Genomic DNA, 19,906 nt, shown 5'->3' on the forward strand with positions numbered 1-19,906 from the left:
CATCACCGTCGACGCTAGCGGTGGCCAATACACGACGCAATGAGTTGCCGCGCCGAGCCGCATGGATAATCGCCCGTCCGGAACCTGAAAACCCGATGACTTCGACGGCCGAAAATCGCCTCGGTCTCACCAGTGCCGTCCATCGAGCAAATAACCGCCGGCATCGGCCGAACACGGGTGGTCGCCATACACCCAGGGGCTCGGGCCCCGCGGAAAGGTACGTTCCGCCGCCGCTGACCATGAGGTAGCCCGGCGTCGCCTCGTGTGCAGGCCGGAAGACGAACCGATACGGGAACGCAGGAAAAAGCAGCTGAGATCAGGGAGTCGCTATTCCGGACGCGGCTATCACCCTCGCCCGGATGCCGAGCGGCGAGCATATCCCGGTTGGTCTGCGGACTCCGCTGTCACTTCGCTACCGGCGCCGACCTGACGTGCAATTTTCATCGGCTTGCCGGACCCCGGCGACCCCCTCGCGCCGCCGTGCGCCTGCGGCACGCCTCTCGCAGTTCATGTACGGAGGTGCGGTGCCGTTGCCGCGATGGAGAGGTGCGTGACGGTAACGCCACGACCGATGACGGCCGAGGCGACGGCCGCGGATTCGTGGGCGGACGACGCATGGGCGGCGTCGCGGCGACCGGACGGCGGATCGGGCTGCCGGCCGCGGTACGGCCGGCCGAGGCGCTCGCCGTACGGCGCTCGCAGGCCCGACGGCACGTGTGCCGATCACAGGGAGGAGCCGCAAGCGTGGGTGAACCGCTCGGCTCGCGGCCGCTACGTACGGCGGGAAGGAGTGATGTGAATGAACGACCAAGACGCGACCGACCTGCCACGCAGCGGCCCGGACCTCGCGAGACCACCGGATTCCGTCACCGGCCCGGTCGATTCCCCGTCGATGGCCACCCTGATCTCCACGGAGCTGGTCAGGCTGCGATCCGGCTTCATCGGCTGGTACACGGTGCTGGCGCCGATCGTGATCGCGATTCCGCTCTATGCCGGATCGCTCCTTTCTCCGGAGGGTCGCTCCGGCCGGCTCTGGGACAGCTTCAGCAACGTGACGCTGGAGTTCTGGGGCGTGCTGATCCCGATGACCGCCGGTCTGATCGCGGCCCTGGCCATACGCGCCGACACCGAGCCCTGGCGCTTCCTGTTCTCGTACGCGATCCCGCGCTGGCGATACTTCACCGCGAAGGTCGCCGCACTGGCCATCGTCCAGTTGGTGTCGGCGACCATCCTGGTCGTGATGCTCGCCGGGGGTGCGCTGCTCACCGGGCAGCTCGCCGACGCCGCCTCGATGATCCTGGGTTCCGCCTACCTCTCGTGGGCGGCGGGGCTGGCGGCGACCGCGATCGCCGTCCTCCTCAGCGCCGCCTGGGGCATCGGCCCCGGCATCGCCTGGGGCGTGGCCGGGATGCTGGCCGGCGCGCTCATCGCCGACAAGTCGATCTGGTACGCGCTCCCGCCCGCATGGCCGATGCGCGTCATCCTCCCCCTCGCGGAGATCTATCCCAACGGGCTGCCGCTGGACCCGAACAGCCCGCTCCGCGACATGACGGTGATCCCGGTGGCCATCGCGCTCTCCGTCGCGGCGACGGTCGTGACGCTGGTGATCGGTGGCCGGTACATGGCGCGGAAGGAGATCTGAGTGGCGGCGCTGGAGATCAGGGATCTGCACAAGCACTACGACGGTTTCCGCGCGCTCGACGGCGCGAACCTCACCGTGCCGGAGGGTTCCCTCTACGGCCTGCTCGGTCCGAACGGCGCAGGCAAGACCACCCTGATGAAGTCGGTCGCCGGGCTGCGGCGCCCGAACTCGGGCCGGATCCACCTCTTCGGGCGGCCCCTCGAACGGCGGCTGCTGACCCAGGTCGGAGCGCTGCTCGAGTCGCCGGGCCTGTGGGCGCATCTCGACGCGGTCGCCCACCTGCGGATCCATGCCCGGCTGCGCGGGGTGCCGCAGCGCCGCATCGACGAGGTGCTGGAGCTGGTGAAGCTCACCGAGGTGAGGTCCCGCAAGGTCGCGAAGTACTCCCTCGGCATGCGGTGGCGGCTCGGCATCGCCATCGCGCTGCTCGGCCGACCCCGGCTGGTCGTGCTCGACGAGCCGATGAACGGGCTCGATCCGGTCGGGATCAGGGATATGCGGGCCACGTTACGTTCGCTCGCCGAGACCGGCACCACCGTCATGATCTCCAGTCACCAGCTGGCGGAGGTCTCGCAGGTCTGTGATCAGGTCGGTGTGCTGGTGGCCGGTCGGACCGCGTACGAGGGCCCGCTGCACGGCCTCGCCGTGGACGGCGACCTCGAAGAGGGTTTCTTCCGCCTGCTCGAGCAGGCAGGGTCCGACGTGCGGTGATGGTGCGTGAGTGCCAAGCGACATGGCATCCGACGCACAAGGATGCGTGATCGCCACCGCCGCCGGACGCGTGGCCATGACGGGCCCGGACTCCGCCGGTTCGCATGGCCGCGAAGTCGCACGTCATCGCACGCGTGACAACGGCCGGCCGTTGCCTTCTCCGAATTCCGGTGACCGGGAGTTCCGGCACTTTCCGTACCGGTCGATGGTGACAGGGCCACGAAAGGCCCTTGCGTGGTCGCCGTCGAGGATTGGGACTCGGCGGTCTCGTCCGCGGAGGCGCGACCTGTCGATCCGGTTCGCCGGTCGCCGTATCGCTTGGTGACTCACAGTCCGGTACGCCGACGGATGCATGCCTGGCCGCTCAGTGGCGGGCGGCCAGGCGTCGTTCTCGTTGCCGAAGGGTGATTCGACGCGACGATTCGTAGATCACGAACCCAGTAAGGTTCCTTCGGATATCACTGCCGGGACATACGGCGCCCACCGGTGGGATCAACGCCGCTGTTCCGTCGAGATCGGCCGTTCTCCGAGGATTCCGTGCGACGCTACCGTTTCGGCCGGATCGCGGCGGCGCTCGCCGTCGGATACGCGGCCGTGGTCGTGGCGGCCGGTGTCGTCGCGCTGGTCACCGGCGACCCCACGCTGCTGCGGCGGCTCGTCGTCGGCCCCTGGGCGGACCCGGCCGTCCCCGCCACCACCACCTGGGTGGAGTTCCTGCTGGTGGCGGGCGGGGCGCTGCAGGGCTGGGCCTACTGGCAGGTGCTGCGCGGCAGGCGGGCCGGGGAGCCGAGCGCCGGCGGCGGGGCGGCCGGACCGCTGCGGGCCGCCCTGTATCTGAGCGTCGCCTTCGCCCTGATCTTCCGCCTGCCGATCGCCCACGAGTGGTGGTGGCTCGCCCTGCCCGGCCACCTGGTCCAGCTCGCCGTGGTGTGGCTGTTCTTCGCGGTCCTCGCCGGCGTCCTCCCCCGGTGGCTGCGAATCCTCGCCCTCGCGGCGGGAACGGCGAAGGCCGCCCTCGACGTGGCCTCCTCGGTGGCCTCCGTCCTGGGGGCGGTCGAGCTGCCAGACCTCCTCGATCGGCTGCCGCCGGGCAACCTGCTCCACCTGGCCTGGCTGGTCCCGGTGCTCGCCGGTCAGGCCAGGGATCCCTGGTGGAGCCGGGGCACCGTGCGGGCCGGCGCGGTCGCGGCGTCGCTGGTGTTCCTGTCGCCCGCGTACGGCGTCGCGTGGGTCTCGTCCGGCGGCGAGATCAGTCCGATCGCCCTGTGGCTGTTGATCATTGACGTGCTGAGCGTCTTCGGGCTCGTGTGGGCGGCCCGCTCCGCGCACGAGCTGGCGGGCCCGCCCGGCCGGCCGTACCCGATGGCCGTCCCCGCGCGGGCGGCGCGGCGGCCCTGGCCGCTCGCCGCGCCGGCGGTGGTGCCGCCGCTGCTCCCCGCGGCCGTCAACCTCACCCAGGGCATGCCGGCCTGGATCGGCCCGCGCGGCGCGGTGACCGGCTTCTTCCGCGACTTCGTCGGCCCGCCGGTCTACCTGCTGTGGCAGGCCGTGGACCTGCTCGTCGGCGTCGGCGCCCCGGCGCTGCTGGTGCTGGCCGCGGTGGTGCGCAGGTCCGAGCGGCTGCTGCGCGGCACCGTCCTGGCCCTGCTCCTCGCCACCGCGGCCGGGTTCGTCACGGTGGTCACCACGGAGTCCGACCTGGGCCGGCAGCCGATCCACGAGCCCGCCGAGACGCTGCGTCTCTACCCGCACGGGTTGTTCCCCCCGAATCGGTACGGCGAGCCGCAGTCCGGGATCTCGCCGCTGTGGTACAGCGCCGCGCTAGCCGCATCCGCCTTCGCGCTGTACCTGCTGTACCTCAAGCCGCCCGCCGCCCGCCCGCGGCGCCGCGTGCCGGCGGGGGCGGCCGGGGCGCTCACCGCCCTGTGCCTCCTGCCCGCCGCCGACCACGTGCGCGGGCCCGTCACCACGGTGGAGGACTGCGCGCCCGAGCGTCAGGGCCCCGAGACGGGCCGCGACGGGCCGGCCGGCGCCCGCGGCTTCATCTGCACCGTACGCGCCTACGGGCTGCTCGGAGTGGCCGGCACCGCGCCGGACCCGGCGGTGCTCGCCTACGGGCGGCGCCTGTGCGACGTCTACACCCGCGGCGACCCGCGCGAGCTGGCCCGCATCCGGTCGGTGCACGGGGTGGACGTCCGCGAGCTGCGCGGGGTGCTCGCCGGGATCTGCCCGGCCGCCGACGCGACGGTGCGAGCCGAACGCGCCGCACACGAGCGTGAGCTCGAGCGGCTCGAGGCGGAGGAGCGGCGTAAGTGCGCCGCCATGCCACGCCACCGCCCCCGCATCAGGCCGGTCAGGGCGATCCGGCTCAGCGAGCCGCAGTGGTTCGAGGCGGGCCTGGACCTGTTCGAGGATGCCCCGGCGAACGCCGGTGACGACCGCTACCAGCAGGACGGCCTGGTCACCGGAGGGCCCGGCCACCTGCACCTGCACGTGAGCCCCGAGGCCCGCGTCTGCGTCACGCTGGAGACGTACGCGCGCCGCCCGCCCGTAGCGGTCAAGGGCTGGCACGAGGTGGTCGAGGTCGGCTATCACAGCCCGACCGGCCGGATGACCTTCGCGGACGTGGTGAGCGGCACCAGACTGCCCGACATATCGCTCAACAGGCGCAAGGGGCACTACCGCATCCGCGTGCACTACGCGTGGCTGCGCCGGAAAGGCGACCCGCGCGGCACGCAGCGCCTGCTGATCATGGCCTACCCGGGGCCGGGCGACAGGCTCGTCACCTATCGGCAGCGGTCCCGCAGCTGACCACGGTACGGCGATGGCCGGTGCGGGCCACACCGTTCCCGCCCGGCGGGCCCGATCGAGATCATTCGGGGGTGAAAGCCGCACACCGGGCCGGGCGGCCCCTCTCCCGCTGGTACTTCGCGCTGCTCATCGCGGCCGCCCTGATCAGCCTCTACGCGGCCGGCACGCCGCTGTGGTGGGGCGATTTCATCCCCTTCGTCCTCCCCATCTGGGGGATGCTGATCGGCTACTGGCTCGCCCGCCTGATCGCGGCGCTCAAGCTGACCGGACCGGCGGCGATACGGCGGCGCGCGGCCCGGTGGGCGGTGCCGCCGCTGGTGTTCCTCGCCCTGCTGACCGCGGTCGTGTGGGACGGCCCTCGGCTGGCGCGGTTCGCCCTCAAAAGTCGAGCCTGCGCGCACACGCGCAGACCGTCGCCGCGGGGACGCAGAGCGAGGGATGCCGCCGGCTCGGCCTCTACCGCAGCTGCTGGGCCGTCCCATCGAGGGCGGGGCCATCGTCGGGATCCGCGACCTCGACGTGCCGGTGAACCTCGGCCTGGTGCGGTCCGAAGGCCGGGGTTTCGCCTGGCTGCCCGGTGACCGGCCACCGCCGGCCGGCAACGAGGACCACGCCTACTTCCGGTTCACCTCGGACTGGTGGGCGTGGCACGGCTGAGACAGCCTGTGACCCGGCGGCGCGCCGATCGCACGGCGCGGCGGGCCTGGCCGCCCGTCGCCGGACGGCCAGGCGCCACGCGAAACGGCCGGGCGGATCAGACCCCGGTCGGATGCCAGATGGTCTTGATCTCCAGGAACGCCTTGAGCCGCTCGACGCCCGGATCGGCGGTCCAGTCCGGCGTCGACGGCCGCACGACCCGCTTGAGGTTCTCCGCCGCCTCGCGCTCGCACGCCAGCGCCAGGTCCGGGTCGGTGACGCCGGTGAGGTCGATGGCGTTGACGTCCATGTGCGCGGCGAGCGGCGGGGCCAGCTCGGCCTGCCGGCCGGTGAGGATGTTCACCACCCCGCCGGGCAGGTCGGAGGTGGCGAGCACCTCGGCGAGCGTGATCGCGGGCAGCGGGGCCTGCTCGGCGGCGACCACCACGCAGGTGTTCCCGGTGACGATCACCGGGGCGACCACCGAGACGAGGCCGAGCAGCGGGTCGGCCGCGGGCGCGATCACGGCCACCACGCCCGTGGGCTCGGGCGTGGAGAAGTTGAAGTACGGCCCGGCGACCGGGTTGGCCGAGCCGTACACGGCCGTGATCTTGTCGGACCAGCCCGCGTACCAGACCCAGCGGTCGACCGCCGCGTCCACGTGCGCGGACGCCGCGGCCTTGGACAGCCCGGCGGCCTGCACCTCGTCGATGAACTGGGCGCGCCGGCCCTCCATCATCTCGGCGATCCGGTAGAGGATCTGGCCGCGGTTGTACGCGGTCGCGCCCGACCAGCCGGGGAACGCCTTGCGTGCCGCGACCACAGCGTCCCGGGCGTCCTTGCGTGAGGCCTTCGCGGCGTTGGCGAGGAAGTTCCCCTTGGCGTCGTTCACCGGATAGGACCTGCCCGATTCGGATCGAGGGAAGGCTCCCCCGATGAACAGTTTGTAGGTCTTGCGTACGGCGAGCCGCCTCGCCTCACTCATCGCCCCTCCACCTCTGCCTGCCTGCCTGTGCCTCGGCGAACCTGGCCGGGCGGGCCGCGGCGCGCACCCGCCGCGCGCCCGGCCCGGCGGACGGCCGGACGGGCTCAGTCATCGCCCCTCCAGATCCGCTGCGACTCGGCGGAGGGCCGGGCGGGCTTGTACACCTGGCCGCAGCGGCACACGCCGCCGCGGTGGGCGTACCAGCCGCGCCGTACCGTGAACCGGCGGCTGCGGTGCACGCGCGAGTAGCCGTTGCCCGCCCCGACGGCGGCACGCCGTACCCAGCGGCGTTTTCTGGTGTGGAAACACTCAGGTGACGTCAAGGTAGGCCTCCAGTCCGTGGCGGCCGCCCTCGCGCCCGTAGCCCGACTCCTTGTAACCCCCGAACGGCGCGGTGGGGTCGAAGCGGTTGTAGGTGTTCGCCCACACCACCCCGGCGCGCAGCCGTTCGGCCATCCACAGGATGCGCGAGCCCTTCTCGGTCCAGATGCCCGCGGACAGGCCGTACGGGGTGTTGTTCGCCTTCGCCACCGCCTCCTCGGGGGTGCGGAAGGTGAGCACGGACAACACCGGGCCGAAGATCTCCTCGCGGGCGATGCGGTGGGACTGGGCCACGCCGGTGAAGATCGTCGGCGGGAACCAGTAGCCCTTCTCCGGCAGCGTGCAGGCCGGCGACCAGCGGGTCGCGCCCTCGGCCTCGCCGGAGGCGGCGAGCTCGGTGATCTTGGCGAGCTGCTGGGCCGAGTTGATCGCGCCGATGTCGGTGTTCTTGTCGAGCGGGTCGCCGATCCGGAGCGTGCCGACGCGGCGGCGGAGCGCCTCGAGGAACTCCTCCTCGATCGACTCCTGCACCAGCAGCCGGGAGCCCGCGCAGCACACATGGCCCTGGTTGAAGAAGATCCCGTTCACCACGCCCTCGACCGCCTGGTCGATCGGCGCGTCCTCGAACACGATGTTCGCGGCCTTGCCGCCGAGCTCGAGGGTGAGCCGCTTGCCGGTGCCCGCGACCTGGCGGGCGATCTGCCGCCCGACCTCGGTCGAGCCGGTGAACGCGACCTTGTCCACGCCGGGGTGGGCGACGAGCGCGGCCCCGGTGTCCCCGGCGCCGGTGACGATGTTCACCACGCCGGGCGGCAGCTCGGCCTGCCGGCAGATCTCCGCGAACAGCAGCGCGGTGAGCGGGGTGGTCTCCGCGGGCTTGAGCACCACGGTGTTGCCGCAGGCGAGCGCCGGGGCGACCTTCCACGCGAGCATGAGCAGCGGGAAGTTCCACGGGATCACCTGGGCGGCGACGCCGAGCGGGCGCGGGTCCGGGCCGAGGCCCGCGTACGCGAGCTTGTCGGCCCAGCCCGCGTGGTAGAAGAAGTGCGCGGCCACCAGCGGCAGGTCGACGTCCCGCGACTCGCGGATCGGCTTGCCGTTGTCGAGGGTCTCCAGTACGGCGAGCTCCCGCGCGCGCTCCTGGATGAGCCGGGCGATGCGGAACAGGTACTTGGCCCGCTCGGAGCCGGGCATGCGCCCCCAGACCCGCTCGTACGCCTCGCGGGCCGCGCGCACGGCGCGGTCCACGTCGTCGTCCGCCGCGCAGGCCACCTCGGCGAGCGGCTCCTCGGTGGCGGGGTTCACCGTGGTGAACGGCTGCCCCTTGCCCTCGGTGAACTCACCGTTGATGAACAGCCCGTAGGAGGGCCGGATGGCAACGACATCCCGGGACTCGGGTGCCGGTGCGTAGTCGAGTCGCATGGCCCCTCCTTCAGTCCAGGGTGAAGTAGTCGGCGCCGCCGTACCGGCCGGTGGCGAGCTTGCGGCGCTGCATGAGCAGGTCGTTGAGCAGGCTGGAGGCGCCCAGCCGGAAGTACTCGGGGGTGAGCCAGTCCTCACCCGCGGTCTCGTTGACGAGCACGAGGTACTTGATCGCGTCCTTGGCGGTGCGGATGCCGCCCGCCGCCTTCACCCCCACCCGGCGGCCGGTGCGCGCGAAGAAGTCGCGCACCGCCTCGAGCATGACGAGCACGACCGGCGGCGTCGCGGCCGGGCTGATCTTGCCGGTGGAGGTCTTGATGAAGTCCGCGCCGGCGAGCATGGCGAGCCAGGAGGCGCGCCGCACGTTGTCGTAGGTGGCGAGCTCGCCGGTCTCCAGGATCACCTTGAGGTGGGCGGCGCCGCAGGCCGCCTTCACCGCGGCGATCTCCTCGTACACCTTCCGGTAGTCCCCGGCGAGGAACGCGCCGCGGTCGATCACCATGTCGATCTCGTCGGCCCCGGCGGCGACGGCGAGCGTGGTGTCGGCCACCTTCACCTCGAGCGAGCTGCGCCCGCTGGGGAACGCGGTGGCCACCGCGGCGACCTTGACGGCGGTGCCGCGCAGCGCCGCGACGGCGTCCGCCACCAGGTCGGGGTAGACGCAGACGGCTGCCACGCTCGGCACCGTGGGGTCGTCCGGGTCGGGGTGGACCGCCTTGGCGCACATCGCCCGCACCTTGCCGGGCGTGTCCGCGCCCTCGAGGGTGGTGAGGTCCACCATCTGGATGGCCGCGTCGAGAGCCTGGGCCTTGGCCGTGGTCTTGATGGATCGGGTGCCGAGAATCGCCGCCCGCTGGTCCGCGCCGACTCGGTCAACGCCGGGCAGTCCGTGGAGGAAGGCCCGCAGTGTCGCGTTGGAGCCGGCGACCTCCGCGAGGGGAGTAGTCACAGTTGACACTCAACCAGCATTGCCGACGTCGGCGAGTGATTCCAAACTGAGACCGGCCCACGCGGCACCCGGGTTTTCGGCGACTTTCGCCGAGGGGCGCCTTGACCGCCGTCGTGACCGGAGCCGGGCACGCCGTTCCGCGCCCTTGCCCGGTCCACCCGGGGTACGGCGAGCCGCCTTGTGCCCCGGTCTAAGGCACCTTAGCCGCCCATCACCCCATACCTAGGTATGCCCGGCCGCGAGCCGGCCCGCCGACGGGCCGATAGATAAGGCATGCACCCGATGTGGCGCACGGGGCCTTACCGAGAGCCTTGAAGTGTCAGCGAAAACCCCTTCTGCCAGGAGAAGTCCCCGTGCACTCTGAGATCCTCTACCAGATCGCGAAGAACCGGCTCGCCGACCTCCGGGAAGACGCCGCCGACCGCCGCACCGTCCGGCAGGCGATGGCCACCCGCAGGAAGGAGCACAGCAACGGGCGGTGGAGCCTGCGCGGCCCGCTCGGCAAGCGGCAGCGGTCGTGAGCGCCTTCCCGCCACCCGGCCGGCGTCTCCCTCCCGGCCGGGCCGTCCGCCCTCCGTGACCGGTACGGCGGGCGCGATTTTGCGCCCGAAAAAGGGGCGAAACAGTTTGTACCCGAAAAAGGGTGCGAAACAGGCAGGCCATGTGTGACAAGCTGGAGGGCATGCTTGGCCGGGCGGTGAGCCCCGTTTTCGTCGGGCGAGAGGAAGAGCTGACCACGCTGCTCGACGCGTTCGATCGGGCACGGCACGGCCAGGCGGCGGCCGTGCTCATCGGCGGCGAGGCCGGGGTCGGCAAGACCCGGCTCGTCGCCCGGTTCGCCGAGCTCGCCGCCGAGCGGCAGGCCCGGGTGCTCGTCGGCGGCTGCGTCGAGCTCTCCGCCGAGGGCCTCGCCTACGCCCCGTTCACCGCCGTGCTGCGCCAGCTCGTCCGGGAGACTGGTGCGGGCGAGATCACCGCGCTGCTGCCCGACGGCGCCGCCCGCGACCTCGCCCGGCTGCTGCCCGAGTTCGGCGAGCCGCCGAGCGACCGGGAGACCGACACCGGCCGGGCCCGGCTCTTCGAGCAGTTCCTCACCCTGCTGGAACGGCTCGCCGAGCAGCGCCCGGTGCTGCTCGTCATCGAGGACGTGCACTGGGCGGACCGTTCCAGCCGCGACCTGATCGCGTTCCTCAGCCGCAACCTGCTCGCGCCGCAGGTGCTCATGCTGCTCACCTACCGCTCCGACGAGCTGCACCGGCAGCATCCGCTGCGCCCGGTGCTCGCCCGGCTCACCCGGCTCGACGGCGTGCTCCGGCTGGAGCTGCCGCGGTTCACCCGCGACGAGGTCGCCGCCCAGATGGCCGGGATCCTCGGCGCCACCCCCGCGTACGCCCGCGTCGGCGAGGTGTACGACCGCAGCGAGGGCATCCCGCTGTTCGTCGAGGCGCTGACCGAGAGCGACGACTGCGAGTCGGTACCCGCCTCGCTGCACGGCCTCATCCTTAGTTCGTTCGAGCGGCTGCCCGAGCCGACCCAGCGCGTGCTGCGCGTCGCGGCGGCGGGCGGCACCCGCGTCGGGCACGCCCTGCTCGCCGCCGTCGCCGGCCTGTCGGACGAGGACCTGGAGGACGCGCTGCGGCCCGCGGTCGCCGCGAACGTCATCCAGATCACCGACGGGGGCGCCTACGCGTTCCGGCACTCGCTGATCCGCCAGGCCGTACACGACGAGCTGCTGCCCGGGGAGCACAGCAGGCTGCACGCCCGGTACGCCGAGGAGATCGAACGCGACCGGACGCTGGTGCCGCCCGGGCGGGCCGCCTTCGAGATCGCCCACCACTGGCACGCGGCCGGCAACGACGTGTGGGCGCTCATCTCCGCCTGGGAGGCCGCCGCCCAGGCCGCGAAGACCTTCGCCTACACCGAGCGCATCCAGCTCCTGGAGCGGGTGCTGACGTTGTGGCACAAGGTGCCCGATGCCGCGGAACGGCTCGGCGCCGACCAGGCCACCGTGCTGGAGCTCGCCTCCGAGGCCGCGCTCGCCTGCGGCGAGCTGGAGCGCGGTACCCGGTTCGTGAACGCCGCGCTCGACCTGCTCGACGAGCGCGCCCACGCCGAGCGGGTGGCGACGCTGCTCGTCCGCCGCGCCCAGCTCTCGCTGGAGAAGGGGCGGCGGGGTGTGCTCGACGACCTGCGCCGGGCCGTCGCGCTGGTGCCGCTGCCCGGCCCCGGGCGGGCGTGCGCGCTGGAACGGCTCGGCCTGCACCTGATACTCCGCGCCGACGTCACCGAGGGCAGCGCGCTGATCGAGGAGGCGCTGCGCATCGCCCGCGACATCGGCGACGAGGCCCTGGAAGGCGATCTGCTGCTCGCCCTGGGCGTCGGGCAGTCGATCGCCGGCGAGCTGGAGGACGCGCTCACCACGAACCGCCGCGCGCTGGAGATCGGCAGGCGGGCCGGCTCCGCACGGCAGATACTGCGGGCGATGAGCAACACCGTGGACGCGCTCAACAACCTCGGCCGCACCGAGGAGGCGCTGCGGCTCTCCGACGAGGCCGAGGAGCTCGCCCGCAAGTACGGGCTCTACCGCACCCAGGGCGTGTTCGCGATGGTGAACCGGGCCGAGGTTCTGGAGGCGGTGGGCCGGTGGGACGAGGCGGAGGCGGTGATCGAGCAGGCCCTCGCCAACGACCCGACCGTGCACAGGCGCCGGTACCTGCTCGCGGTGCGCTGCGATATCGCGCTCGCCCGCGGCGAGGCGGACCTCGCCGAGCGCCTGCTGCGGGAGGTGGGCGCTGCACCCGACCCCGGCGGAGCTCAGCCAGGAGGCGGAGGCGAACGCCCGGCAGCTCCTCGCCTGGCACCTGCTGCGCGGCGCCCCCGCCGACGCCGTCGCGGCCGGGCACGTGTTCCTCGACCAGCGGCCGCCCTCCGGCAAGGCGATGCTCGGCTGGCGGCTGCTCACCGGGATCGAGGAGGTGTGCTGGGCGGCGGGCGAGGCCGACCCCACGGGGGCGGAGAGCCTGCGCAAGCGCGCCGACGCCGTCGCCGAGGAGCTGCGCGCCGACGGCCCGGTGAGCAACGCGTTCCGGCTCATGTACCGGGGGGAGCACGACGCGGCGGCCGTCGCCTGGCAGCGGCTCGGCCGGCCGTACCTGCGGGCGAAGGCGCTCGTCCGCGCCGCGCACGCCGCCGCCCGCGCCGGGGACCGGCACGGCGCCGCCGACCGGCTGCGCGCGGCGCTGCCCATCGCGGTGGAGCTCAGGGCCCGGCCGCTCACCGAGGAGATCGAGGCGCTCGCCCGCCGGGTCGGCGCCGCGCTGTCCTCCGGCGCGCCCGCGGCGGCGGGTGCGGAGACCGCGGGCCGCGGCACGCGGGACGCGGCCGAGCTCACCCCGCGCGAGATGGAGGTGCTGCGCCTCGTGGCGCAGGGCCGGTCCAACCGGGAGATCGCCGACGAGCTGTTCATCTCGGTGAAGACGGTCAGCGTGCACGTGTCGAACATCCTCGCCAAGCTCGGCGTCTCCACCCGGGGCGAGGCCGCCGCCGTCGCGCACCGCCAGGCCCTGTTCAACTGAGCCGATCGCCTGATTCGGTCACCCGGGCCGCCCGCCGGCGCCGGTCCCCCGCACCGCCACCCGGGCCGCTGCCTGGGCCGCCGTCCCCGGCGCGCGCCGGGGACGACCGGTCAGGCCGCCAGGGCGTCGACGAGCAGCAGGACGCCGAAGATGGCGAACAGGGCGGCCGCGCCGTACCGGACGAACCGCTCGGGCAGGCTCTTGCCGAGCAGCGCGCCGACGAGGATGGCGAGCGCGTCGGCGGCGACCATGCCCACGGTCGAGCCGATCCAGGTGCCGACCCAGCCGTTGTGGGTGGCGAGGGTGATCGTGGCGAGCATGGTCTTGTCGCCGAGCTCGCTGAGGAAGAACGCGGTGGTGACCGCGAGCAGGGCGCTCCCCGCGGCGCGGGTGGCCTTGGCGGACTCCTCCTCGCTCAGCTCGTCGCCGCGCAGCGTCCAGATCGCGAACCCGAAGAACGCGAGGGCGGCCGCGATCGTGATCGCCGTGGTCGGCAGCGCGCTACCGATCACGCCGCCGATCGCCACGCTCACCAGGTGCACCACGGTCGTCGCGACGGTGATGCCGGTGATCACGATCCACGGCCGGTACCGCGTGGCGAAGGCCAGCGCCATGAGCTGGCTCTTGTCGCCCAGCTCGGCCACGAAGATCATCCAGAGACTGATCCAGAACGCTTCCACCGAGGTCACCCTTCCAGGTCGGACGCGGCCGGACCTCGGCGGCGTCCCGGTCCTCGGGCACGACGACCTCGGCCCGGCAGCGCGTTTGTGCACGTTGCCGAGCCGAAGGTCTCGTCCGCCCGTGACCGGGCCCGCGTGACCGGGCACCCGAGCCGCCTGGCGGCCCCGGGGCCAGCGTGTCGATCACGCGATTGGGACTACTCCCCTTCGGTTTCCACCCGACCTTAACACCTCCGCGTCGTAAAAAAGGCCCCGGGGGAGCGTCAACCGCCGCGGTGCGCCGAAAGCGAACGTCACAGCTCCAGGCCGACGAGCACCGGCTCGTTGACCAGCCGCACCCCGAACTTCGCCTCCACGCCGTCGCGGACCTCGGCGGCGAGGGCGATCAGGTCGGCGGCGGTCGCCGGCTCGTACGGCCCGCCGAGCCCGCCCGGGTGGGTGAGCGCGAGGGTGTGCTTGGTGGAGATGCGCACCGGGCCGCGCCGGTAGCCCTTGGGGAACCCGGCGTGCTCGATCAGCCAGGCCGCGGGCACCTTGACCGTGCCGTCGCCCACCTCCCAGCGCGGGTAGCCGGGGGCGCGGCGCTCCAGCTCGGCGGCCTGCTCGGCGGTGAGCACCGGGTTGGTGAAGAACGAGCCCGCGCTGCAGGTGTCGGGGTCGGCCGGGTCGAGCACCATGCCCTTGCCCCGGCGCAGCTCGAGCACGGCCTCGCGGACGGCGGCGAGCGGAACCCGGTCGCCGAGCGCGACCCCGAGCCGGTTCGCGAGCTCGGCGTACCCGATCGGGCCGGACTCGCCGGAGCGGGCGAGCGCGTAGGTGACGTCGAGCACCACGTACCGGCCGAGGTCCTGCTTGAAGGCGCTGTTGCGGTAGGAGAAGCCGCAGCGCTGTGCGGGCAGCTCCACCACCTCGCCGCGCCGCCGGTCGTAGGCGCGCACCCGCTCGATGGTCTGGGAGACGTCCTGGCCGTAGGCGCCCACGTTCTGGATGGGGGTGGCGCCGACGAGGCCGGGGATGCCGGAGAGGCACTCGACGCCGGACCAGCCCTCCTCGACGCAGCGCCGTACCAGGGCGTCCCAGCCCTCGCCCGCGGCCGCGGTGACGTGTACCCGGTCGCCGTCGGCGGCCACGCGCACCCCGGCCGTGGCGACGCGGACCACGAGGCCGTCGAAGCCCTCGTCGGCGATGACGACGTTGCTGCCGCCGCCGAGCACGAGCACCGGCTCGCCGGCCCGGTCCGCCTCGGCGACCAGGCGGACGATCTCCTCCTCGGTGCGCGCCTCGGCGAACGCCTTGGCCGGGCCGCCCAGCCGCAACGTGGTGTACGGCGCGAGCCGTACCCCCTGCAAACGGTCGTTCACGAGGGTCAACTCTAGGGGGTCAGGCGGTGCGGAGCAGGCGAAGGACCCGGTCGTAGGTGCGGCGGGACTCGCGGTCGCGGTAGGCGGGGTCGACGTCCGCATAGCCGCGGTGGCGCTCGGCGTGCACCGGCAGCGCGGTGGCGGGCACCACCTTGCGGCCGGGGAGGGTGAGGAAGAACTCCAGGTCGGCGTTGCGGTAGTAGCGGGCCTTGCCGGGGAAGCCGCCCGCGGCCAGGGCGCGGTCGCGGCGTACCGCGAACAGGTAGCCGAGCAGCGCCCGTACCTCGCCGGGCCCGGCGTCGTGCCAGGAGCGGCCGTCCGGGTCCGGGTCGACGCCGCGCCAGCCCGCGGCCACGACGTCGCCGGCCAGCGCCTCGACCAGCGGGGTGAGCGCGTCGCCGTCGAGGATCGTGGAGGTCTCCATGACCACGTGCACGTCGGCGTCGTCCATGCGCAGCAGCTTGGTGCGGGCCACGCCCCAGCCGGCCGAGCCGCCGCGCCAGTGCGGGGTCTCGGCCACGTGCCAGGCGTCGATGCGGCCGGGGTGCCGTTCGGCGAGCTCGTGCAGCACGGTCCCGGCGCCGTCGATGTCGCCGAGGTCGAGGGCGAGGATCCGGGCGTCGGTGTGCGCGACCAGGGCGTCGACGCACCGGCGCAGGTCGGACGGCCAGCCGTCGACGAGCAGGGCGACGGTGACGCGCCGCGAGGACTCGGTGGCGTGGGCGGTGCCGCCGACGTCGACGGGCTCCTCGAGCCGGGAGGTGGCGAGGCCCCCGTCCCACAGCGTCTGGGCGGATACGGCCTGCTCGGTGCCGACGGCGGTGCCGGGCCGCTCGTGCCCGCCCGCGGTTCCGGAGGGTTCGTGCTGCGGCAGCGCGGCCACGGTGGGCCACACCCGGAACGCCGGCTTGGGGACGAGCTCGAAGCCCGCGGGGGTGTCGCGGACCAGCCAGCCCTCCTCCTCGATGCGCTCGCGCAGCACGTCGGCCTGGGCGTAGTCGCGGCGGGCGCGCGCCTCGGCCCGCTTCTCGGCGAGCCCGCGTACGTGGCTCGGGGGTTCGACGGTGGGTCGGCTCACGCCCGCACGCTACCCCGCGAGCGCTCCCGGGAATCGCCCCCGCTCGGCCGGAACCGGCCGGTACGGCGGGCCGTACCGGCGGCGGGCGGGTCAGGCGAGGCGGACGATGGCGCGGGCCTTGGACAGCACGCGGTTGCCGCCGGACCTGGCGGTGATCGCGATGACCACCTTGTTGTCCTCGAGCTTGCTCTCCACGACGCCGCTCACGGTGATCGTCGTGCCCTCGTCGGTGTCCGGCACGACCACCATCGAGGAGAACCGCACGCCGTAGTCGAGCACCGCGCCGGGGTCGCCCACCCAGTCGGTGATGAACCGGCCGCCCTGGGCCATGGTGTACATGCCGTGGGCGATGACGTCGGGCAGGCCGACCTGCTTGGCGAACCGCTCGTTCCAGTGGATCGGGTTGAAGTCGCCGGACGCGCCCGCGTACTGGATGAGGTTCACCCGGCGGACCGGGTAGTCGACCGGTGGGATCTCCTGGCCGACCTCGACCTCGTCGTACTTGATCGTCGCCGCCATGTCAGGCCGCCCCTCCGCGCTCGACGATGGTGTTGTACGTGGTGCAGACGAGCTCGCCGTCGAGGGTGGTGACGTCGCTGCGCACGGTCACGAACTCGTTCCGGCCGACGCTGCGGATGTCCATGATCGTCGAGGTGTGGCGGAGCACGTCCCCGGCGTAGATCGGGCGCTGGTACTCGAAGCGCTGCTCGCCGTGGACCACCATGGCGAAGTTGAGGCCGAACTCGGGGTCGGCGAGCGCCTCGCTCGCGCCGGTGAGGGTGAACACGATGGGGAAGGTCGGCGGGGCGACGACGTCCGGATGCCCGGCGGCCCGCGCGGCCTCCCGGTCCAGGTAGATCGGGTTCTCGTCACCGATCGCCAGGGCGAACTCCTTGATCTTCACCCTGGAGACCTCGTACGGCTCGGGCGCCGGATAGCTGCGCCCGATGAAGTCCCGGTTCAACGCCATCGTGCCGGTTCCCTCTCGTGAACTCGACGATCGACCAAGGCGACACCCTAACAGAGCGTCTTCCGGCCCGTCCCGTTCACGGGAACCTCCGCCGACCTGGGAATTCCCCCGAACATGCTCGCGCCCGCCAGGATCTGGCGGGCGGAACCTCCATCACACGGCGACCGGCTCCCGGCGCGGGGCCTGCCGATCGGCGGCCCGGCCGGACCGCGGAACGCTCAGCGGGTCTCGCGGTGGGGCTGGTGCCGCTTGCAGTTCGGGCAGTACTTCCTCAGCTCCAGCCGGTCCGGGTCGTTACGCCGGTTCTTGCGGGTGATGTAGTTGCGGTGCTTGCACTCCTGGCAGGCCAGCGTGATCTTCGGCCTAACGTCGGTGGCAGCCACGTGGGGAGTGCCTTTCTGCTTTCGGGACTCTTAGGACAACCCACACCCGATCGCCCCCTGCCGGGGGAGATCGGGAAGGGTAGTAGCGGAGGCCGGACTTGAACCGGCGACACAGCGATTATGAGCCGCTTGCTCTGCCTGACTGAGCTACTCCGCCTCGGCCGGTGCACCCACCGGCCAGGTTAGGATACCCGACCTTGAGGGATGCTCCGGCACGGCATCGGGGACCGCCGTTTTGGCGGCCGGGATCCGCATCCGGACGACAGTCCGGAACCCCCTGGTCACGCCAAAAGGTCCACTCGAATCGCTTCAAGCAGACCCCGGACGTGGAGCCCCTTTACGGAATCGAACCGTAGACCTTCTCCTTACCATGGAGACGCTCTGCCGACTGAGCTAAAGGGGCCTGTCCTTCGGGCTCGTCGCCCGCGGACACCAGTAACCATACACGGACCTGGGCCCTGACGCGAAATCAAATGCCCAACTCCCCCGGATCGGCCCTGCGGCACCCCTGCAGACCTCGGGTTTCGGCCGCTTCCGGGATCGCGCGGCGGTCCGGGCGCAGGGTGATGACCTCGCACAGGTCGGCGAGGTCGACGTGCCGGGCGACCTCCTCCACCGAGTGGCAGTCAGCGACGTGGCGGCCGCGCCGCAGCACCCGCAGCACCTGCCGCCCGCCCTGCCGGCCCGGCACCACCTCGAGCCCGTCCGGCCCCACCCAGCGCACGTCCATACCGCCACAGACTACGCGTTCGTCCTCGTCAACCCCAGGGGGCGGTCGGGTCCCGCCGGTCACAGCGGCCACCGGTCTCCCGGCCGAGGGGTACGGCCGGGCCGTACCCGTTGCCCTCCGGCGAGGGGGACCCCGGCCGTGCGGGTCAGGGCCGGAAAACCCGGTCATGCCAGGTGCATTTCGTGACGTCGCGGACATCTATCGCATCCGACGGGGAAGCCCACAGAACACACGGAGGCGGCCTGCACCGGGAGGACCTATGCACGTGAGCCTGGCGACCAGTGCGGCACCGGGGAGGGACAACGAGGACTTCGTGGCGGCGACGGCGGACGCGATCGTCCTGCTCGACGGCACCGGGCCGGCTCCGGGCCAGGGCTCCGGCTGCTCACACGGCGTTCCGTGGTACGTCCGCTCGCTCGGCTCGGTGCTGCTGAGCGAGCTGTCGCAGCCGTCCTGCCCGCTCCCCCAGATCCTCTCCCGGGCGATCAAGCACGTGACGTCGCTGCACGACTTCACCTGCGACCTGTCCCGGCCCGGCACCCCCGGCGCGTCGGTGGTGATGATGCGGCGCACCCGCGACGCGGTGGACTTCCTCGTGCTCGCCGACGCGGTCGTCGTGGTCGACGTGGGCGCGCCGGAGCCGCTGGTGATCCGGGACGGGCGGCCGGGCCCGGACGGCAACGGCGTGACCCGCCTCTACCGGCCGGAGGGCGGCCCGCCCGTGGCGGAGCACGCCGCGGCCGGGCGGGGCGGCGCCGGGACGCGCACCCTGGTCGGCCGGGACCGCCGGGTGGCGTGCACCGACCCGCTCGCCGCGGAGCGGGCGGTGACCGGCTCGGTGCCGCTCGAGCAGGTGACCGCGGTCGCGCTGCTGTCGGACGGGGTGTCGCGGCTGGTCGACCGGTTCGGGTTCGCCTCCTGGCGGCAGCTGCTCGCGCTGCTCGGCCGGCACGGGGCGTGGGAGGCGATCCGGCAGGTGCGGGCCGCCGAGCAGGCCGACCCCACCGGCGAGCGCTGGCCACGCGATGCGGTGCACGACGACGCCTCGGTCGCCTACTGGGAGCCGGAGTGACCTGAGGGCCCGCGGGTACGGCCGGCCGTACCCGCGGGGCGGCGGTCAGGAGCGCAGCTCGTCGCCCCAGCCGCTCTGCACCATGGTCTGGAACCGCCACCGGCCGTCGTTCCTGACCAGCAGGTCGGCGTAGCGGGTGCGGGCGCTGCCGCCCTCCCAGGTGACCACGGCCTCGGTGAACACGACGACGAGGGCGGCGGAGAGGAAGTGCGGGGTGCGGGTGGACTCGATGCGCACGTCCCCGCCCTCGCCGATGACGTGCCGCATCGTCGCGACGTACCGCTCGCGCGACCACTGGGCCGCCGCCGCGTTGCCCGCCGCGTCGTCGCTGACCACGTTGAGCGGGAAGACGGCCATGTCGGCGAGCCGCTCGATGTCCTTGCGCGCCGCGCAGGCGTCGTACTCGCGGAACCACGCCTCGACGCTCGCGACGTCCTCCGCGGTGGGGGTGTACGGCCCGGCCTCGACCACTGGATCCACTGGAACTCCATACACTGTATGTTCTTACGGCGTATGGAGTTTATCCTCAGGGCGCGCCGGGTGCGCGCCGTGCGTGGGCTCCGGCCGCCTGCCGTACCCG

General features: G+C 72.9%; 18 protein-coding genes, 2 tRNA genes and 1 pseudogene. 7 read left to right on the forward strand and 14 right to left on the reverse strand.

All coding sequences use genetic code 11. The annotated features are described in order from the left end of the window. Nucleotides 1-799 precede the first annotated feature (799 nt). The 4 genes from FHX40_RS19860 to FHX40_RS19875 all read left to right on the forward strand — a co-directional run bounded on the left by FHX40_RS19860 (nucleotide 800) and on the right by FHX40_RS19875 (nucleotide 5,821). On the forward strand, nucleotides 800-1,642 hold the full coding sequence (locus FHX40_RS19860) for a lantibiotic immunity ABC transporter MutE/EpiE family permease subunit (protein ID WP_142261025.1): 843 nt from the start codon (nucleotides 800-802) through the stop codon (nucleotides 1,640-1,642). Beyond that, nucleotides 1,643-2,353 (forward strand): ABC transporter ATP-binding protein, encoded by a 711-nt coding sequence (locus tag FHX40_RS19865; RefSeq protein ID WP_142261026.1) that lies wholly within the window; start codon nucleotides 1,643-1,645, stop codon nucleotides 2,351-2,353. A 537-nt stretch (nucleotides 2,354-2,890) separates the two neighbouring features. After that, complete coding sequence (locus tag FHX40_RS19870) at nucleotides 2,891-5,164, forward strand: hypothetical protein (RefSeq protein ID WP_142261027.1); 2,274 nt, start codon at nucleotides 2,891-2,893, stop codon at nucleotides 5,162-5,164. 438 nt (nucleotides 5,165-5,602) lie between these two features. Then, on the forward strand, nucleotides 5,603-5,821 hold the full coding sequence (locus tag FHX40_RS19875) for a hypothetical protein (protein ID WP_142261028.1): 219 nt from the start codon (nucleotides 5,603-5,605) through the stop codon (nucleotides 5,819-5,821). A 97-nt stretch (nucleotides 5,822-5,918) separates the two neighbouring features. On the opposite strand, the gene FHX40_RS19880 is transcribed toward FHX40_RS19875, so the two are convergent. The 4 genes from FHX40_RS19880 to deoC form a co-directional block, all read right to left on the reverse strand. Then, nucleotides 5,919-6,785 carry an aldehyde dehydrogenase family protein gene (locus tag FHX40_RS19880; RefSeq protein WP_142261029.1) on the reverse strand — a complete coding sequence of 289 codons (867 nt, stop codon included), beginning with the start codon at nucleotides 6,783-6,785 and terminating at the stop codon, nucleotides 5,919-5,921. A gap of 104 nt (nucleotides 6,786-6,889) precedes the next feature. Beyond that, the gene (locus FHX40_RS19885) at nucleotides 6,890-7,108 is read right to left on the reverse strand and encodes a hypothetical protein (RefSeq protein ID WP_142261030.1); all 219 of its coding nucleotides are present in this window, start codon (nucleotides 7,106-7,108) and stop codon (nucleotides 6,890-6,892) included. Next, on the reverse strand, nucleotides 7,095-8,528 hold the full coding sequence (locus FHX40_RS19890; RefSeq protein WP_142261031.1) for an aldehyde dehydrogenase family protein: 1,434 nt from the start codon (nucleotides 8,526-8,528) through the stop codon (nucleotides 7,095-7,097). Before FHX40_RS19890 ends, FHX40_RS19885 begins: the two co-directional genes overlap by 14 nt. Before the next feature lie 10 nt (nucleotides 8,529-8,538). Further along, nucleotides 8,539-9,477, reverse strand: coding sequence for a deoxyribose-phosphate aldolase (gene deoC / locus FHX40_RS19895; RefSeq protein WP_142261032.1), 939 nt, complete (start codon nucleotides 9,475-9,477; stop codon nucleotides 8,539-8,541). 682 nt (nucleotides 9,478-10,159) lie between these two features. Here deoC and FHX40_RS19905 point away from each other — a divergent pair. Both FHX40_RS19905 and FHX40_RS26110 read left to right on the forward strand, forming a co-directional pair. After that, nucleotides 10,160-12,103: pseudogene (locus tag FHX40_RS19905) on the forward strand (ATP-binding protein); the annotation flags it as partial. 277 nt (nucleotides 12,104-12,380) lie between these two features. Continuing rightward, nucleotides 12,381-13,052 (forward strand): helix-turn-helix transcriptional regulator, encoded by a 672-nt coding sequence (locus FHX40_RS26110; RefSeq protein ID WP_280525116.1) that lies wholly within the window; start codon nucleotides 12,381-12,383, stop codon nucleotides 13,050-13,052. Nucleotides 13,053-13,162: 110 nt separating this feature from the next. Here the strand turns inward: FHX40_RS26110 and FHX40_RS19915 are convergent, their stop codons facing one another. The 9 genes from FHX40_RS19915 to FHX40_RS25195 all read right to left on the reverse strand — a co-directional run bounded on the left by FHX40_RS19915 (nucleotide 13,163) and on the right by FHX40_RS25195 (nucleotide 18,254). Beyond that, nucleotides 13,163-13,732 carry a TMEM165/GDT1 family protein gene (locus FHX40_RS19915; RefSeq protein ID WP_229788541.1) on the reverse strand — a complete coding sequence of 190 codons (570 nt, stop codon included), beginning with the start codon at nucleotides 13,730-13,732 and terminating at the stop codon, nucleotides 13,163-13,165. Nucleotides 13,733-14,025: 293 nt separating this feature from the next. After that, nucleotides 14,026-15,093, reverse strand: coding sequence for a UDP-N-acetylmuramate dehydrogenase (locus FHX40_RS19920; RefSeq protein ID WP_229788540.1), 1,068 nt, complete (start codon nucleotides 15,091-15,093; stop codon nucleotides 14,026-14,028). 19 nt (nucleotides 15,094-15,112) lie between these two features. Next, the gene (locus tag FHX40_RS19925) at nucleotides 15,113-16,171 is read right to left on the reverse strand and encodes a glycosyltransferase family A protein (RefSeq protein WP_142261034.1); all 1,059 of its coding nucleotides are present in this window, start codon (nucleotides 16,169-16,171) and stop codon (nucleotides 15,113-15,115) included. A 90-nt stretch (nucleotides 16,172-16,261) separates the two neighbouring features. Further along, nucleotides 16,262-16,690 (reverse strand): MaoC family dehydratase, encoded by a 429-nt coding sequence (locus FHX40_RS19930; protein WP_142261035.1) that lies wholly within the window; start codon nucleotides 16,688-16,690, stop codon nucleotides 16,262-16,264. A 1-nt stretch (nucleotide 16,691) separates the two neighbouring features. Further along, nucleotides 16,692-17,141, reverse strand: a complete 450-nt coding sequence (locus FHX40_RS19935) for a MaoC family dehydratase N-terminal domain-containing protein (RefSeq protein WP_142261036.1) — start codon at nucleotides 17,139-17,141, stop codon at nucleotides 16,692-16,694. Between the two features lie 218 nt (nucleotides 17,142-17,359). Then, complete coding sequence (rpmG, locus tag FHX40_RS19940; RefSeq protein WP_142261037.1) at nucleotides 17,360-17,524, reverse strand: 50S ribosomal protein L33; 165 nt, start codon at nucleotides 17,522-17,524, stop codon at nucleotides 17,360-17,362. 83 nt (nucleotides 17,525-17,607) lie between these two features. Further along, a tRNA-Met gene (locus FHX40_RS19945) sits at nucleotides 17,608-17,681 on the reverse strand. A 170-nt stretch (nucleotides 17,682-17,851) separates the two neighbouring features. Beyond that, a tRNA-Thr gene (locus FHX40_RS19950) sits at nucleotides 17,852-17,927 on the reverse strand. A gap of 66 nt (nucleotides 17,928-17,993) precedes the next feature. Continuing rightward, nucleotides 17,994-18,254 (reverse strand): transposase, encoded by a 261-nt coding sequence (locus FHX40_RS25195; RefSeq protein ID WP_189136177.1) that lies wholly within the window; start codon nucleotides 18,252-18,254, stop codon nucleotides 17,994-17,996. A 259-nt stretch (nucleotides 18,255-18,513) separates the two neighbouring features. On the opposite strand from FHX40_RS25195, the gene FHX40_RS19960 reads away from it, so the two are divergent. Then, entirely contained in the window at nucleotides 18,514-19,326 is an 813-nt protein-coding gene (locus FHX40_RS19960) for an integrase (RefSeq protein WP_142261038.1), read from the forward strand. 45 nt (nucleotides 19,327-19,371) lie between these two features. On the opposite strand, the gene FHX40_RS19965 is transcribed toward FHX40_RS19960, so the two are convergent. Next, nucleotides 19,372-19,806: a nuclear transport factor 2 family protein gene (locus FHX40_RS19965; protein WP_142261039.1), complete on the reverse strand. Its 435-nt coding sequence runs from the start codon at nucleotides 19,804-19,806 to the stop codon at nucleotides 19,372-19,374. Nucleotides 19,807-19,906 lie beyond the last annotated feature (100 nt).

The organism is Thermopolyspora flexuosa (genome assembly GCF_006716785.1).
GTDB classification, from domain to species: Bacteria; Actinomycetota; Actinomycetes; order Streptosporangiales; family Streptosporangiaceae; genus Thermopolyspora; species Thermopolyspora flexuosa.